Genomic DNA, 14,196 nt, shown 5'->3' with positions numbered 1-14,196 from the left:
GTGCAACCGCCTTGTGGAGAGGATTCCTCATTCTGGTCCTCGACCACACCCCGGGATCTCGTGTTCTCCGGCAAGGATCGCGTCCGCGTTTGGACGCACGCACAAGCAGCCGACGCGGCCGCTCAGCCGTCGTAGTCGACCACCACGGCCGGCGTGATCGGGTGCGACTGGCAGGTGAGCACGTAGCCGTCGTCAACGGCGGCCGGGGAGAGCGCGAAGTTCTGGTCCATCGCCACCGACCCGAGCAGCACCTTGGCCCGGCAGGTGCCGCAGGCGCCGCCGAGGCAGGCGTACGGCGCCTCGATGCCCGCCTTCAACGCCGACTCCAGCACTGTGTCGCCCGCTTCGAGGGCCAGCTCCCGCTCCTGGCCGGAGAGCCTGACGGTGACGCTCGCGGAGCCGTGGCCGCCCGTGACCGGCCGGCTCTCGTAGCCGTGGAACAGCTCCACGTGCAGCCGGCCGGGCTCGACCTCGTGCTCCAGGAGGACATCGCGAAGGCCGGTGACCATCTCGATCGGGCCGCAGAGGAACCACTCGTCCACGGTCCTGGGATCGAGGTCCTTGCCGAGCCAGCCGGCCAGGCGCTCGCCGTCAATGCGACCGCGCAGCCGGGCCGGGTGCCGAGGGTCGCGGGACCGGACGTGGACGACCTCGAAGCGATCGGCGTAGCGGGACTCGAGGTCCGCGAGCTGCTCGCGGAACATGGTGCTGTCGGCGTCGCGGTTGCCGTAGACGAGGGTGAAGGTGCTGTCGGTCTCGACCTCCAGCGTCGTGGTCAGGATCGACAGGATCGGGGTGATCCCGCTGCCGGCCGCGATCGCGACGTAGCTCCGGGCGGCGAGCGGGTCGACCGGGGTACCGAACGAGCCGGCCGGGGTCATCAGCTCCAGGACGTCCCCCTCCTGCAGCTGCTCCCGTGCGTACGTCGAGAACGCCCCGCCCGGGATCTGCTTGACGCCGATCGCCAGCTCGCCCGACGTCGCCGAGGAGCAGATCGAGTAGTTGCGGCGTACTCCCTCACCGCCGAGGGAGGTGCGGACCACGAGGTGCTGCCCCGGCTCGAAGGCGAACTCGTCCCTGAGGTGCTCGGGCACGGCGAAGCGGATCAGCACGCTGTCGGCGGTCAGCCGCTCCACGCCGGCCACCGGCACGTCGTGGAAGACCGGGTGCGTCGCCGAGGACCGCCGGGCCCTCCGGAGCGGCAGGAGCGGGGCGAGCCTGCCGTTGAGGCGCTTCCACTCGCGGTAGTCCCGGGCGCTCAGCTGCTGGCCGAACACGGTTCCGATCGCCGCGTCCCGCTCCAGGTAGGCCTCCTCGTTGCGTCGCCAGGCCGCGACGTACCGGTAGAACGGGATGGAGGGGTGCAGGTGGTGGACCAGGTGGTAGTTCTGCGAGAGCAGCAGCGGGGTGAGGACCCATTCCGATCCGACCCGGTTCCGGGTCGCGCGGTACCGGTTGTCGCGCTGGGTGTCCTCGAGGTCGTGGTGGGGCAGCCAGTCGAACCACCACGCCAGGACGAACACGGCAATGCGCTCGGGGATGAGGTAGACCACCGCGAGCGTCCACAGGTGACCGGTCAGGGCGCACGCCGTCACGACCGCGGCGCAGCCGGCCAGCAGGACGCCGGTCTCGAGCAGCTCCGCCCGCGGCCGGCGGGTGGCGTTCCGGGCGACGAAGACGAGGTACGGCACGTCCATCACGGCGAACCGGAGCGGGAGCTGCCAGACCGGGGATCCACTCACGAAGTGGTCGGGGTCGTTGTCGCCGTCGTTGGTGTTGCGGTGGTGCTCGATGTGGATGAACGCGAACGACCGGAAGGAGATCACCGGCGAGACGATGAGCATCGCCACGCGCCCGAACGCGACGTTGACCCACCGGTGGGTGCTGATCGAGTAGTGCGCCGCGTCGTGGAGGACCGTGAAGGACACGAAGATCGCGGCGGCGGCGAGCCCGACGGTCACGGACACCGGGAGGGCCTCGTCCAGCGCTGCCCAGGTCGCCACCCCGAGGACCGCGAGCGCCGCCGTGAAGATGCCGACGATGGGCCAGGAGAGCGTGGGCACCCGCTCGCCGGGATCGGGAAGCGCGTGACGGGGAGGTGCGGGCTGCACTAGCGAGGCGGTCATGCCGGCGAACGTACGGCGGCGCGCTCCCCTTGGGATAGGGGTGCCGAGCCCACCAGGTGGTGCGCCGAGCACCAGGAGGGCCCGGGCGCTGCGGGCGCCGCCCTACGTGGGCCGGTCGGAGCCGTGCGAGGTCAGCACCGCCGGACCCAGGCCCTGCGCCAGGCGCAGGGCCGCGTGCAGCTCGACGACGCGCTCGGTGGTCGCCCGCCCGAGGCGCTCCTCGGCGCGCCGCAACCGGCGCAGGACGGTGTTGCGGTGCAACCCGAGCTCGCCCGCCGCGGCCGCGAGCCCACCCTGGGCGTCGAGCACCGCCAGCAATGCGGACCGCTCCTCGCCCTCACGCGCCCCGTTGGCCGCCAGCCCACCGAGCTCGGCGGCGACGAACGCCCGCGCCCGCGCGAGGTCCTGGCTCATCACGTCCACCAGGGCGAGCTCGGCGTACCAGGTCAGCGACGGGCCCCGGCCGGAGAGCTCGACGATCCGGCGCGCCCGCAGGGACTGCAGATGCGACTCGCGGAACCCGGGCGCCCCCTCCGCCGGCGTACCGACCGAGATCCAGACCGTCGCGGGGATCCTCGCGGCGAGCGACCCCAGCGGGCGGGACGCGAGGTCGCGCGGCCTCGCGGTGTCCAGCCATCCCCACAGTGCCCGAGCCCCGTCGGGCACCAGGAGGGGCGAGCCTCCGCCCAGGTGGGCGGCGACCGCCGCGCCGACCGGTGCGAGGTCGACATCGTCGCGATCGGTCCAGCACACGAAGCCGACCTGCCAGCCGGTGAGCCGGTGCGACAGGGTGCGCTCGGCCCGCTGCAGGTCCACCCGGTCGCCGGCGATCAGCGAGCGCACCGTGTCGGTCCTGGCCGCGCGGGCCTGGTGGGCGCGCCGGTCGAGCTCGGCGACGTACTCGAGGGCGACCTGGCTCGAGATGCGGTCGATGTAGGCGAAGGCGAAGGCCTGCAGGTCGCGCACGACGTCGAGCGCGGTGGCCGGATCGTCGACGACCGAGACGATGTTGGGCACGAGCAGCTCGGTGAAGTAGGCGTGCCCCATCCGGTAGAACCGCAGCATCACGTCGACGCTGTAGCCGCGGGCCGCCATGGCCCGCGCGTGCTCCAGCGCGGTCACGGGCGCGGTCGCCGCGCTGACGTCGATGCCGTGACGGAGCATCGACAACGCCGCCTCGAGGTTCGAGGAGCACGAGCCGAGGGTCAGCCCGCGCAGCTCCGGGTCGGCGCCGGCCTCGGGGATGCGCTCGAGGATGTAGGACAGCATGCTCTCGGCGTAGGAGCTCACGTCCTCGAGCAGCTCGGCAGCGGTACGCCGCAGCGCGACGGTGACCTGCTCGGGCGGCTCCACAACCACGGAGTCTCGCACCGGCGTCGGCCCGGCGCGACGCCGGCGCGGCCGGCGACGCTCAGAGCGTCGGCTACTCGGTGTCGTCGTCGCAGGAGTCGCCGGTGGCGGACACACAGGTGTCGCTGCCGTCGCCGCCGTCCTCGGCGTTCTCACCCTGGTCGTCGCTGAGGGAGTCGTCGCCCTGGCCACCGGACAGCGAGTCGTCGCCCTCGTCGCCGTCGAGCTGGTCGTTGCCGGACCCGCCGCGGAGGGTGTCGGTGCCGAGGCCGCCGCTCAGCGAGTCGTCGTCGGCGTTCCCGTCGAGCACGTCGTTGCCGGCCCCGCCCAGCTCGTCGTCGTCGCCGATGCCTCCGATGACGCGGTCGCTGCCGGCACCCCCGAAGATGTGGTCCCGCCCGGACCCACCGCAGATGATGTCGTTGCCGCCCCCGCCGCGCACGGTGTCGTTGCCGCCCCGCGCGACGATCACGTCGGCGTGGCTGGTCCCCCGGAGCACGTCGCTTCCGGCAGTGCCGACGATGGTGGCCGCATGCCCACCGCACGTGGGCGTCGTGCGCTCGGCCGTCGCGTGCACCGCGGCGGGGTGAGCGATGAGGACGAACAGCGCAGGCGCAGCCAGCGCCGCGAGAGCATGCCTCGGCATAGGGAACTCCAGAAGGGCGTGATGGATGCAACCGTCCGCCTTGCCCATCGGCCATCCGCCGGGACACCTGAGCCGTTGCGTCGGCGTGCCCGAACAGACCCCGCTGCGCCGGCTCAGTGAGCGCCCGGGCCCCGTCGCACCAACTGCGCGACGCACTCGACGTGGTGCGTCATCGGGAAGAGGTCGAAGGCGCGCAGGCCCACCAGCTCGTAGCCGTGCTCGGCGAAGATCGCGACGTCGCGGGCGAGCGCGGCAGGGTCGCAGGCGACGTACGCGACGGCACGCGGGGTGCGGGCGACGACCTGCTCGACGACGGCGCGCTTGGCGCCGGTGCGGGGCGGGTCGAGGACGACGAGGTCGACATGACCCTCCGGACGGGCGCCCAGGACGGCGGCGACATCGCCGGCCACCGCCTCGACGCCGGGGCAGTTCGTCTCGGAGAGCGCCGAGGCCTCCCGGTCGCCCTCGATCGCCGTCACGCGGCCGGAGGGGCCGACGGCGTCGAGCAGGAAGCGGGAGAAGAGCCCCACGCCGGCGTACAGGTCGAGGGCGGACTCCCCCGGCTCCGGCCGCAGTGCGTCGAGCACCGCCCCGACGAGGGCCTCCGGCGCCCCCGGGTGCACCTGCCAGAACCCGCCGTCGGCGACCTCGAAGCCCACCCCCCGCACCGAGTACGACGGGCCGGCGGGCGCCTCGAGGAGGCACTCCTCGACCTCGACGACGTCGTGGGAGCGGTGCAGTCGCATGCCGCGTGCACCCCCGGGCAGGCGCACGTAGCGCTGGCGCGTGCGCCAGCCGAGGCCGTCGCTGTCGCCCGGCACCGGCTCGACCACGACCTCCAGGTCGAGGCCGGCCAGCCGCTGCAGCTGCTCGCGGACGACCGCGGCCTTGAGCGAGCGCTGCGCGGGCAGCGCCACGTGCTGGAAGTCGCAGCCGCCGCAGAGCCCGGGGCCGGCGTACCGGCAGGGCGCCTCGACGCGATCGGGCGACGGCGAGAGCACCTCGACGGCGTCACCCCGCCAGAACCGGTCGCCCTCGGTCCCCTCGGTGATCTCGACGACCACCCGCTCCCCCGGCAGCGCGTGTCGCACGAAGACCACCCGCTGGTCCTCGCCCACCGGGACCCGCGCCACGCAGTGGCCGCCGTGGGCGACCGGGCCGACCTCGACCTCGAACCGCTGCCCGACGACGGACTCGCCGCGGGCGGTCCGCTCGCGCGGACGACGCGACGGCCGCCGGGGACCCCGGCGGCTCACCGGCGCGACCGGAGACGGCCGCTGCGCAGGTCGCCGGGGTGCACGCGCTGCTCCTCGCGCTCGGTGCGCTCCAGGCCGATCTTCGAGGACTGCAGCTGGTAGGGCACCGAGGTGACCATGACGCCGGGCGTGAACAGCAGCCGGCCCTTGAGCCGCAGCGCGGTCTGGTTGTGCAGCAGGTGCTCCCACCAGCGGCCGACGACGTACTCGGGGATGTAGACGGCGATGACGCTGCGGGGGCTCTCGCGGCGGATCGAGCGGACGTACTCGACGACCGGCCGCACCACCTCGCGGTAGGGCGAGTCGAGCATCTTCAGCGGGATCCCCATGTTGCGGATCTCCCACTCCTCGGTCAGCTTCGCGGTCTCCTCCGGATCGGTGGAGACGTAGATGCCCTCGAGGGTGTTGGGCCGCGTGGCCTTGGCGTAGGCGAGCGCGCGCAGGGTCGGCTTGTGCAGCTTGGCGACCAGGACGATGGCGTGCACCCGCGTGGGCATCACCTTGTCCTCGTCGTCGGCGGCCAGCTCCTCGGAGACGTTCGCGTAATGACGCCGGATCGCCGCCATCAGCACCCAGAAGAACGCCATCGCCAGGATCGCGATCCACGCACCCGCCAGGAACTTCGTGATCAGCACGACCACGAAGACGGCGGCGGTCATGGTCAGGCCGGCGGCGTTGATGACCCGCGAGCGCTGCATCCGGCGGCGTACGGCCGGATCGGTCTCGCTCTTCAGGTTGCGCGTCCAGTGCCGGATCATGCCCAGCTGGCTGAGGTTGAAGGAGACGAAGACGCCGACGATGTAGAGCTGGATCAGCTTGGTGGTCTGGGCGTCGAAGGCGACGATCAGCACGATCGCCATGATCGCGAGGAACAGGATGCCGTTGCTGAACGCGAGCCGGTCGCCGCGCGAGCCGAAGGCGCGCGGCATGTAGCCGTCGCGGGCGAGGATCGAGCCGAGCACCGGGAAGCCGTTGAACGCGGTGTTGGCCGCCAGCACCAGGATCAGGCCGGTCACCGACACCACGAAGTAGAAGCCCGGCGGGAAGCCGGAGAACAGCGCCTTGGCGATCTGGGCGATCACGGCGTCCTGGACGGTGCCGTCGGGCAGCGGCTTGCCGTTGAGGGTGAGCCGGTGCATCTCGTCGGGGTCGACGTAGCGCAGCCCCATCTTCTGGGCCAGCACGATGATCATCATCATCATCGTCACGGCGATGGCACCGAGCAGCGCGAGCGTGGTCGCGGCGTTGCGGCTCTTCGGCTTGCGGAACGCCGGCACGCCGTTGCTGATCGCCTCGACACCGGTGAGCGCGGCACAACCGGAGGAGAACGCCCGCATCAGCAGGAAGACCAGGGCGATGCCGCCGAGGTCGCTGGTGCCGCCGTTCTCGGGGACGATGTCGAACTTCGCGCTCTCGACGTGCGGGAGGTGGCCGGTCGCCATCAGCACCAGGCCGAAGACGCCCATCCCGATGATCCCCGCCATGAAGCAGTACGTCGGAATCGCGAACGCCGTCCCGGCCTCGCGGATGCCGCGCAGGTTCATCGCCGTCAGCACCACGACGAGCCCCACCGCGAGCAGCTCGACGTGCTCGTGCAGCGCGGGTATCAGCGCCCCCGCGTAGTTCGCGCCCGACGAGATCGACACCGCCACGGTGAGGACGTAGTCGACCAGCAGCGCGGCGGCGACCGTCAGGCCGGCGTACGGACCGAGGTTGACGGTGGCGACCTCGTAGTCACCTCCGCCGGAGGGGTAGGCGTGCACGTTCTGCCGGTACGACGCGATCACGGCCAGCATGACCAGCGCGACCAGGATCGCGATCTTCCAGCTGAAGGCGTAGGCGCTCAGGCCCGCGATCGACAGCATGATGAAGACCTCGTCCGGTGCGTACGCGACCGAGGACAGCGCGTCGCTGGCGAACACCGGCAGTGCGATGCGCTTGGGGAGCAGCGTCTCCCCGAGCTGGGCACTGCGCAGCTTCCGACCCAGCAGGATGCGCTTGGAGAGATCGCCGACGCCCACGGGCCGAACCCTACGGCACCCTCTCGCCACCCCCATGGCCTAGGTTGATCGTGTGCACGTCGTGATCATGGGCTGCGGCCGGGTCGGGTCGACTCTCGCCCGCAGCCTCGAGGACCGCAACCACACCGTGGCCATCATCGACACCGAGCCCGACGCCTTCCGGCGCCTCGGTCCCGGCTTCAACGGCGACAAGATCGCCGGGGTCGGGTTCGACCAGCAGGTGTTGGAGAAGGCCGGGATCCGGAGGGCCGAGGCCTTCGCCGCGGTGTCCAGCGGCGACAACTCCAACATCATCGCCGCGCGCGTCGCGCGCGAGACGTTCGGGATCCAGTCGGTCGTCGCCCGGATCTACGACCCGGGCCGCGCCGAGGTCTACCAGCGGCTCGGCATCACCACCGTCGCCACCGTGAAGTGGACGGCCGACCAGGTGCTGCGGCGGATGCTGCCCGCCGGGGCCGAGCCCGACTTCCGCGACCCGTCCGGCACCATCCGGGTCGACCACATCACCGTCCCGGAGCCGTGGATCGGTCAGCTGATGATCGACCTGCAGATCCAGTCGGGCAGCCGCATCGCGTGGATCGACCGGCTCGGCGAGGGCATGCTGCCGACCCGTGAGACCCGCGTGCAGGAGGGCGACATGCTGCACCTGGCCATGCGCGAGGACAACGCCGCCCACGTCTACCAAGTCCTCGAGAACGGCCCGGAGGGTCACTGACATGCGCGTCGCCATCGCCGGAGCCGGCGCGGTCGGTCGATCGATCGCCCGCGAGCTCATCCAGAACGGTCACGACGTCCTGCTCATCGACAAGACGCCGACCTCGATCCGCCCCGAGCGGGTGCCCGCCGCCGAGTGGCTGCTGGCCGACTCCTGCGAGCTCTCCTCGCTGGAGGAGGCGCGGCTGGAGAACTGCGACGTGGTCATCGCCGCGACCGGCGACGACAAGGTCAACCTGGTCACCTCGCTGCTCGCCAAGACCGAGTTCGGCGTCCCGCGCACGGTCGGCCGGGTCAATCACCCCAACAACGAGTGGCTCTTCACCGAGGCCTGGGGTGTCGACGTCAGCGTCTCGACGCCGCGGATCATGTCCGCACTCGTCGAGGAGGCCGTCACCGTGGGCGACCTGGTGCGGCTGTTCGAGTTCCGCAAGGGCAACGCGAACCTGGTCGAGATGACACTCCCCACCGATTCGCCGTACGTCGGGAAGCCCTGCGGCCAGGTGCCGCTGCCGGACAACTGCGCGCTCGTCACGATCCTGCGCGACGGCCAGGTCTACGCACCGACCCCCGACCAGCCGGTCGAGGCCGGGGACGAGCTGCTGTTCGTCGTACCGACCGAGGCCGAGGACGCCCTGGAGCAGCTGCTCGCACCGGGCGCCCACCCGGGCAACTAGCGCGACCTCAGTCGGTCGCCGGCTCCAGCGGGGTCGCGTTGCGGGCGAGCAGCCAGACCATGGCGGCCCAGCTGCCGATCCGCAGCGGCCAGCCCAGCCCGTAGCGCAGGCCCGCGATGATGCCGACCGCGGTGCCCGCGCCGATCGTGCCTTGGTGGCCGAGCAGCCACACGGGGCCCTGCAGCAGCACCCCGATCGCCCCGGGCAGCAGCATCACCCAGGTCAGCCGGCTGCACAGCCGCACGATCTGGGGGTTGGCGTGCCACCCGATCGGGTCCTCGGTGGCCGCGCCCAGCATGAAGCCGAGCATCGGCCAGCGCACGAGGCAGCTCAGGCCCAGCACGATCGAGTAGCCGAGGCTGATCAGGATGCCGGGCAGGAAGTAGGCCAGCGCCTGGTCGTCGGCGCTGCCGCCGTGGCTGGCGGCCAGCCGGACGAAGATCCAGCCGATGCCGATGCTGAAGATCGCGTTGAAGACGTACTGGGTCGGGCTGCGCTGCACCAGGCGGACCACCAGCGCGGCCGCCGCGACCACGAGGCTGGCGATCAGCGCGATCTGCAGGTGCTTGGTCGGCAGCCAGACCGCCGTGAAGATCAGTCCGGGGATCGCGGCCTCGAGGATGCCGCGCCTGCCGCCGAGCGCGTCGGCGAGCTGGCGGCGTACGAGAGCCTCGACGGTGTCGACCCCGATGGGCTCCGCTGTCGCGTCGAAACCGGTCACAGGAGCTCGTAGCGCGGGTTGTAGATGATCCGCACCCCGTCGTGCACCCCGATCCGGCCGGTGACCTCGATCGACCGGCCGGGCTCGATGCCGACGATGCGGCGCCGGCCCAGCCACACGATGGTGATCGAGCCGCTGCCGTCGAACAGGTCGGCCTCCAGGGCGGGTACGCCGCCGCGCGGCCGCAGCGTCACCGTGCGCAGCTGACCGCGCAGGCGCACCGGGACGCGGTCGGCGGCCTCGGCCACGCACGCGCAGCCCGCCTCACGGTTGGCCTCCTGCAGGTCGCGCGCGTCGATCTCCTGGGTGTTGGCCCACTTGTTCAACGAGTGAAGGAGTCCGCGCTTCTCGCCCATGGTCCTACTCTTCCACCTGCTGCAAGCCCTCGGGCAGCTTCAGCGCGAGCGGCTCCCCGACCGGCATGGCGTGCCCGCCCCGGCGTACGGCGACCTGCGCCACGGCGTCGTCCCACGGCCGGGCGGCCTCGGCGTCCAGCGCCGGCGCACCGAGGAACGTCGCCCGCAGCAGCCACCGCGACCCGTTGACGCCCACGACCCGGGAGACCTGCTGCGCAGGCGTGCCGTCGGGCTGCTGGACGGTCAGCTCGCAGAGCAGCTCGGTGCCGAACCGGCCCTCCCGCTCGGTGGCGGTGCCGCCGAGCCGCGAGGTCTCGGCCGCGATCTGCGGGCGGATCTCGCCCCACAGGTCGCCGTTGCGCGGCGCCGCAAAGGCCCGCAGCTCCACGGCACCCTGCTCACCCGCGAGCAGCACGGCCCGCACCTCGCCGGTCTGCTCGTCGACCTGCAGCCGCAGGTCGTTGCCCACGAAGGGCGCGATCAGCAGCGACCCCAGGTCGACGCGCTCGATGCCGTCCTCGGTCAGGTCCTCGACGTCGTACGGTCCCGACGGTGCCGACCGGTCCGCCGCGGCGGTGCCGCTGTCGTCGCTGTCGTTCACTTGGTCGCCTCCACATGTCCTCCGGCCGCGCGCGGCATGTCCGCGCCGACCCCGGTAGAACCGTAACCGCCCACCCCACGCACGCTCACCGGAAGGTCGTCGACGGCGATGAAGCGGGCGCGCTCGAAGCGCTGGATCACCAACTGCGCGATCCGGTCGCCTCGGTTGAGCTCGATCGGCTCCACCGGGTCGTGGTTGATGAGCAGGACCTTGATCTCACCGCGATAGCCGGCGTCGATGGTGCCGGGGGTGTTGACGATCGAGAGCCCGTGGCGCGCCGCCAGGCCGGAGCGCGGGTGCACCAGCGCGACGTACCCGTCGGGCAGGGCGATCGCGATCCCGGTCGGCACCAGCGCCCGCTCCCCCGGCGCCAGCCGCACGTCGACGGTCGTGACCAGGTCGGCCCCGGCGTCGCCGGGATGGGCGTACGTCGGCAGCGGCAGCTCCGGGTCCAGGCAGCGAACGGCGATCTCCAGATCAGGCGTCTCGGGCACGCACGGAACCCTAGGGCACGAGCGCGCAGCGGCGAATGGGATCATTCCCCTCGTGAGCGGCGCCCCGGACACCTACCACGAGCGCCTCGGCGTTCCGCTGCGCTGGTGGGCCCAGGGCACGATGGCCGTGGCCATCCTGTGGCTGACCATCGTGGTCGCCGTCCCCGGCCCGACCGCGTGGATCGCCACCGGGCTGGCGTTCGCGCTGCTCGCCGCCTGCCTGTTCTGGTACGGCGATGCGCGGGTCATCGTGTCCGACGGCTGGTTCCAGGCGGGCCGCGCCCGCATCGAGACGGCGTACGTCGGCGACGTGACCGCCCTCGACGCCGAGCAGACCCGGCTGGTGGCCGGCCGCGACGCCGACGTACGGGCCTTCCTGGTGCTGCGGCCCTACCTCAAGCGGGCCGTGCGGGTCGAGATCGCGGACCCCACCGACCCGACGCCGTACTGGCTGGTCAGCTCGCGCCACGCCGAGCGGCTCGCGAGCGCCCTGACGGCGGCGCGCACCTCGCACTGACCCGCGCGCCGTGCCCTAGGCTCGGACCATGGGCAAGAAGAAGCAGAGCAAGGGCGACAGCTCCAAGGTCTGGTCCTTGATGGCACTGGTCTCGGGTCTCGGCGGCGCGATGGTGGCCAAGAAGGGCCTCAACGCCGGCTGGAAGGCGGCCACGGGCAAGCAGCCGCCGGAGAACCCCGCCGACCCCGACGTGCAGCTGCGCGAGGCGGTGGCCTGGGCGGCCGCGAGCGGCACCATCGTGGCGCTGATCAAGATGCTGATGCAGCGCCGGGCCGCGAACTACTACCTGAAGTCCACCGGCGAGCTCCCGCCGCCGCTGCGCAAGGACTGAAGACCGAAAAGCAGTCGGGCCCGTCCACACGGACGGGCCCGGCTCTGCTTTTCGCGCGGCAGCGCGGCGGGAGGCGACTCCGGCGGAATCCTCGCCGCAACCGGCCTACGGGACTGTAGTGACCGCCGGCGGCGCCGGAGACGCGCTCGCGCCATCAAGCACAGTCGCGGCAGATCATCTTCTTCGGGTCGGCCAGCTGCGACCGGTGGTGGACCAGGAAGCAGCTCATGCAGGTGAACTCGTCCTCCTGCTTCGGCTTGACCTCCACCGCGAGCTCCTCGTGGGACAGGTCAGCGCCGGGAAGCTCGAAGGACTCGGCCGCCTCGACCTCGTCCTCGTCGACCTTGCCCGAGTTCTTGTCGTGGCGGCGCGCCTTGAGCTCTTCGATGCTCTCCTCGGACTGCTCGTCCTCGTTCTTGCGCGGCGCGTCGTAGTCGGTTGCCATGACGTGTCCTCTCCCTCGTCTGCCCCGAGGTTGTTGCCCTCAGCGCGGCAGATTGTGCACTATCCGGCGTCGGGTTGCGACACCGGTGTCTCGCGTGTCCCGAAACAGCGCCGGCGCGCAGGCTATTCCCGGCCGAATCCAGCGTTTCCGATGGCGTCGCGCAGTTCCTCGAATCCGTGAGCGGGACCACACACGACGAGGTCGTCCCCGCCCGCTCCGCGGAACACCTCCAGGCGCGCGCCGGCCATCCGGGCGATCAGCCCGCCGGCGGCGTAGTCCCAGAGGTTGACGCCCTCCTCGGCGTACCCATCGGCCTGTCCGGCGGCGACATGACACAGCTCCAGGGCACACGATCCGTGCCGCCGGATGTCGCGCACGTGCGGCAGCAGCCGCGCCACCGCGGCGCCCTGGAGGGCACGGACCTCGGAGCGGTAGGAGAAGCCGGTGAGCACCAGTCGCTGGCCCAACGGCGCCGGAGGACGTACGCCGAGGACGGCACCGTCGCGGCTCGCCAGCCCGGTCTCGGTGTCGGCGGCGTACAGGTGGCCCTTCGCGACGTCCAGCACCGCGCCGGCCACGACCTCGCCGTCGACCTCGGCCGCGATGGAGACCGAGTACTCCGGCAGGCCGTAGAGGAAGTTCACCGTGCCGTCGATCGGGTCGACGATCCAGCGGACCCCGCTGCTGCCGTGGACGTCGTCGCCCTCCTCGCCGAGGATCGAGTCGTCGGGGCGGGCGGCGAGCAGCAGGGAGCGGATCAGCTCCTCCGCGGCGCGGTCCGCGACCGTCACCACGTCGACGTCGCTGGACTTCGTCGCGGCGACGCCCACCGTGCCGGCGTACTTCTCGATGAGGGCGCCGGCCTGCTGGGCGACCTCCTCGGCGAGCGCCCGGAGCGCGAGCGGCGAGGTCATGAGCGCGGGAGGCAGCAGCCGGCCGGCCGGCGGCACCGGGGACCGGACAGGGCCAGCTCGCGGAGGCCTGCCACGAACCGCGGGTCGGTGCCGGCCGTGCCCGCACGGCGGGCGGGCAGGCCGAGCTCCTCGGCGGTCGCCATCGCCTCGGTATCGAGGTCGTAGACGACCTCCATGTGGTCGGAGACGAAGCCGACAGGGACCATCACGACCGCGGCCGCGCCCTCCGCCGCCAGCTCGCGGAGCCGGTCATTGACGTCGGGCTCGAGCCAGGGCGTGCGGGGGGATCCGGAGCGCGAGCAGAACACCAGCTCGTGCGCACGCTCCACGCCGGTCGCCGAGGCGACGTCCGTGGCGACCCGGGCGGCGACCTCGAGGTGCTGGGCGAGGTAGCGCCCGCCCTCGGGACCGCTCTCCTCGTTCATCGCGCTCGGGATGGAGTGGGTGACGAACACCAGGCGGGCCGCGTCGCGCACCTCCTCGGGCAGGTCGGCGAGCGCCGCCACGGTGGCGTCCACCGACGCCGCCACGAAGCCGGGGTGGTCGTAGTAGGCGCCGACCTTGTCGATGGTGAGGTCGGTGCCCTCCGGGAGCGCGGCGAGGGCGGCCTCGATGTTGTCGTGGTACTGCCGGCAGCTGCTCCAGGAGGAGTACGCCGAGGTGGTGACACACGCGACGCGACGGACCCCGTCTGCGGCCATCCGGGCGACCGTGTCGGCCAGGTAGGGATCCCAGTTGCGGTTGCCCCAGTAGACGGGCAGGTCGACACCGTTGGCGGCGAGGTCGGCCTCGAGGGCGGCGATCAGGGCGCGGTTCTGGTCGTTGATCGGGCTGCGGCCACCGAACTGGAAGTAGTGGGCCCCGACCTGCTCGAGCCGCTCGCGCGGAATGCCGCGGCCCCGGGTCACGTTCTCGAGGAACGGGACGACGTCCTCGGGCTTCTCGGGCCCCCCGAAGGACAGCAGCAGGATCGCGTCGTACGGTTGCCCGGACGGGGGCGGAGCACTGGTCACGCGACCATCGTAGG

16 protein-coding genes are annotated in these 14,196 nt (G+C 72.1%); 4 read left to right on the top strand and 12 right to left on the bottom strand.

The annotated features are described in order from the left end of the window. Positions 1 to 122: 122 nt before the first annotated feature. The 5 genes from ACYU8V_RS02560 to ACYU8V_RS02540 form a co-directional block, all read right to left on the bottom strand. Positions 123 to 2,126: a fatty acid desaturase gene (locus tag ACYU8V_RS02560; protein ID WP_460844907.1), complete on the bottom strand. Its 2,004-nt coding sequence runs from the start codon at positions 2,124 to 2,126 to the stop codon at positions 123 to 125. Positions 2,127 to 2,228: 102 nt separating this feature from the next. After that, positions 2,229 to 3,485, bottom strand: coding sequence for a helix-turn-helix domain-containing protein (locus ACYU8V_RS02555; protein ID WP_460844906.1), 1,257 nt, complete (start codon positions 3,483 to 3,485; stop codon positions 2,229 to 2,231). 64 nt (positions 3,486 to 3,549) lie between these two features. After that, entirely contained in the window at positions 3,550 to 4,122 is a 573-nt protein-coding gene (locus ACYU8V_RS02550) for a calcium-binding protein (RefSeq protein ID WP_460844904.1), read from the bottom strand. Between the two features lie 113 nt (positions 4,123 to 4,235). Continuing rightward, positions 4,236 to 5,378 carry a class I SAM-dependent RNA methyltransferase gene (locus ACYU8V_RS02545; protein WP_460844903.1) on the bottom strand — a complete coding sequence of 381 codons (1,143 nt, stop codon included), beginning with the start codon at positions 5,376 to 5,378 and terminating at the stop codon, positions 4,236 to 4,238. Beyond that, entirely contained in the window at positions 5,375 to 7,399 is a 2,025-nt protein-coding gene (locus ACYU8V_RS02540) for an APC family permease (RefSeq protein WP_460844902.1), read from the bottom strand. The genes ACYU8V_RS02545 and ACYU8V_RS02540 overlap by 4 nt, the downstream gene beginning before the upstream one ends. Before the next feature lie 52 nt (positions 7,400 to 7,451). Between ACYU8V_RS02540 and ACYU8V_RS02535 the strand changes: the two genes are divergently transcribed. Both ACYU8V_RS02535 and ACYU8V_RS02530 read left to right on the top strand, forming a co-directional pair. Continuing rightward, a complete protein-coding gene (locus ACYU8V_RS02535; protein ID WP_460844900.1) occupies positions 7,452 to 8,114 on the top strand; it encodes a potassium channel family protein in 663 nt (220 codons plus the stop codon). Between the two features lies 1 nt (position 8,115). After that, positions 8,116 to 8,790 carry a potassium channel family protein gene (locus tag ACYU8V_RS02530; RefSeq protein WP_460844898.1) on the top strand — a complete coding sequence of 225 codons (675 nt, stop codon included), beginning with the start codon at positions 8,116 to 8,118 and terminating at the stop codon, positions 8,788 to 8,790. A 7-nt stretch (positions 8,791 to 8,797) separates the two neighbouring features. On the opposite strand, the gene ACYU8V_RS02525 is transcribed toward ACYU8V_RS02530, so the two are convergent. The 4 genes from ACYU8V_RS02525 to dut are packed head-to-tail and all read right to left on the bottom strand — an operon-like array spanning position 8,798 to position 10,962. Continuing rightward, positions 8,798 to 9,511 carry a DUF3159 domain-containing protein gene (locus ACYU8V_RS02525; RefSeq protein ID WP_460844897.1) on the bottom strand — a complete coding sequence of 238 codons (714 nt, stop codon included), beginning with the start codon at positions 9,509 to 9,511 and terminating at the stop codon, positions 8,798 to 8,800. Next, complete coding sequence (locus tag ACYU8V_RS02520; protein ID WP_460844896.1) at positions 9,508 to 9,867, bottom strand: OB-fold nucleic acid binding domain-containing protein; 360 nt, start codon at positions 9,865 to 9,867, stop codon at positions 9,508 to 9,510. Before ACYU8V_RS02520 ends, ACYU8V_RS02525 begins: the two co-directional genes overlap by 4 nt. A 4-nt stretch (positions 9,868 to 9,871) precedes the next feature. Beyond that, entirely contained in the window at positions 9,872 to 10,468 is a 597-nt protein-coding gene (locus ACYU8V_RS02515; protein WP_460844894.1) for a DUF3710 domain-containing protein, read from the bottom strand. Then, complete coding sequence (gene dut, locus ACYU8V_RS02510; RefSeq protein WP_460844892.1) at positions 10,465 to 10,962, bottom strand: dUTP diphosphatase; 498 nt, start codon at positions 10,960 to 10,962, stop codon at positions 10,465 to 10,467. Before dut ends, ACYU8V_RS02515 begins: the two co-directional genes overlap by 4 nt. 52 nt (positions 10,963 to 11,014) lie before the next feature. Here dut and ACYU8V_RS02505 point away from each other — a divergent pair, with 52 nt between their 5' ends. Together ACYU8V_RS02505 and ACYU8V_RS02500 are read left to right on the top strand one after the other, a co-directional pair. Continuing rightward, complete coding sequence (locus ACYU8V_RS02505; RefSeq protein WP_460844891.1) at positions 11,015 to 11,479, top strand: DUF3093 domain-containing protein; 465 nt, start codon at positions 11,015 to 11,017, stop codon at positions 11,477 to 11,479. A 28-nt stretch (positions 11,480 to 11,507) separates the two neighbouring features. Beyond that, a complete protein-coding gene (locus ACYU8V_RS02500) occupies positions 11,508 to 11,810 on the top strand; it encodes a DUF4235 domain-containing protein (RefSeq protein WP_460844890.1) in 303 nt (100 codons plus the stop codon). 154 nt (positions 11,811 to 11,964) lie between these two features. Here ACYU8V_RS02500 and ACYU8V_RS02495 read toward each other — a convergent pair whose 3' ends face one another. The 3 genes from ACYU8V_RS02495 to ACYU8V_RS02485 form a co-directional block, all read right to left on the bottom strand. After that, positions 11,965 to 12,255 carry a DUF4193 domain-containing protein gene (locus ACYU8V_RS02495; protein ID WP_460789587.1) on the bottom strand — a complete coding sequence of 97 codons (291 nt, stop codon included), beginning with the start codon at positions 12,253 to 12,255 and terminating at the stop codon, positions 11,965 to 11,967. A 122-nt stretch (positions 12,256 to 12,377) separates the two neighbouring features. Continuing rightward, the gene (locus ACYU8V_RS02490) at positions 12,378 to 13,169 is read right to left on the bottom strand and encodes an inositol monophosphatase family protein (protein ID WP_460844889.1); all 792 of its coding nucleotides are present in this window, start codon (positions 13,167 to 13,169) and stop codon (positions 12,378 to 12,380) included. Further along, positions 13,166 to 14,182: a ferrochelatase gene (locus tag ACYU8V_RS02485; RefSeq protein WP_460844888.1), complete on the bottom strand. Its 1,017-nt coding sequence runs from the start codon at positions 14,180 to 14,182 to the stop codon at positions 13,166 to 13,168. The genes ACYU8V_RS02490 and ACYU8V_RS02485 overlap by 4 nt, the downstream gene beginning before the upstream one ends. Positions 14,183 to 14,196: the final 14 nt, after the last annotated feature.

Source organism: Nocardioides ultimimeridianus, from assembly GCF_054777895.1.
This window is presented reverse-complemented; position numbering and strand designations above follow the sequence as displayed.

What these genes read in the sequence shown, in the direction of transcription:
- ACYU8V_RS02560 (WP_460844907.1), bottom strand. Translation starts at nt 2,126, where the DNA reads ATGACCGCCTCGCTAGTGCAGCCCGCACCTCCCCGTCACGCGCTTCCC.
- ACYU8V_RS02550 (WP_460844904.1), bottom strand. Translation starts at nt 4,122, where the DNA reads ATGCCGAGGCATGCTCTCGCGGCGCTGGCTGCGCCTGCGCTGTTCGTC.
- ACYU8V_RS02530 (WP_460844898.1), top strand. Translation starts at nt 8,116, where the DNA reads ATGCGCGTCGCCATCGCCGGAGCCGGCGCGGTCGGTCGATCGATCGCC.
- ACYU8V_RS02520 (WP_460844896.1), bottom strand. Translation starts at nt 9,867, where the DNA reads ATGGGCGAGAAGCGCGGACTCCTTCACTCGTTGAACAAGTGGGCCAAC.
- ACYU8V_RS02500 (WP_460844890.1), top strand. Translation starts at nt 11,508, where the DNA reads ATGGGCAAGAAGAAGCAGAGCAAGGGCGACAGCTCCAAGGTCTGGTCC.
- ACYU8V_RS02495 (WP_460789587.1), bottom strand. Translation starts at nt 12,255, where the DNA reads ATGGCAACCGACTACGACGCGCCGCGCAAGAACGAGGACGAGCAGTCC.
- ACYU8V_RS02490 (WP_460844889.1), bottom strand. Translation starts at nt 13,169, where the DNA reads ATGACCTCGCCGCTCGCGCTCCGGGCGCTCGCCGAGGAGGTCGCCCAG.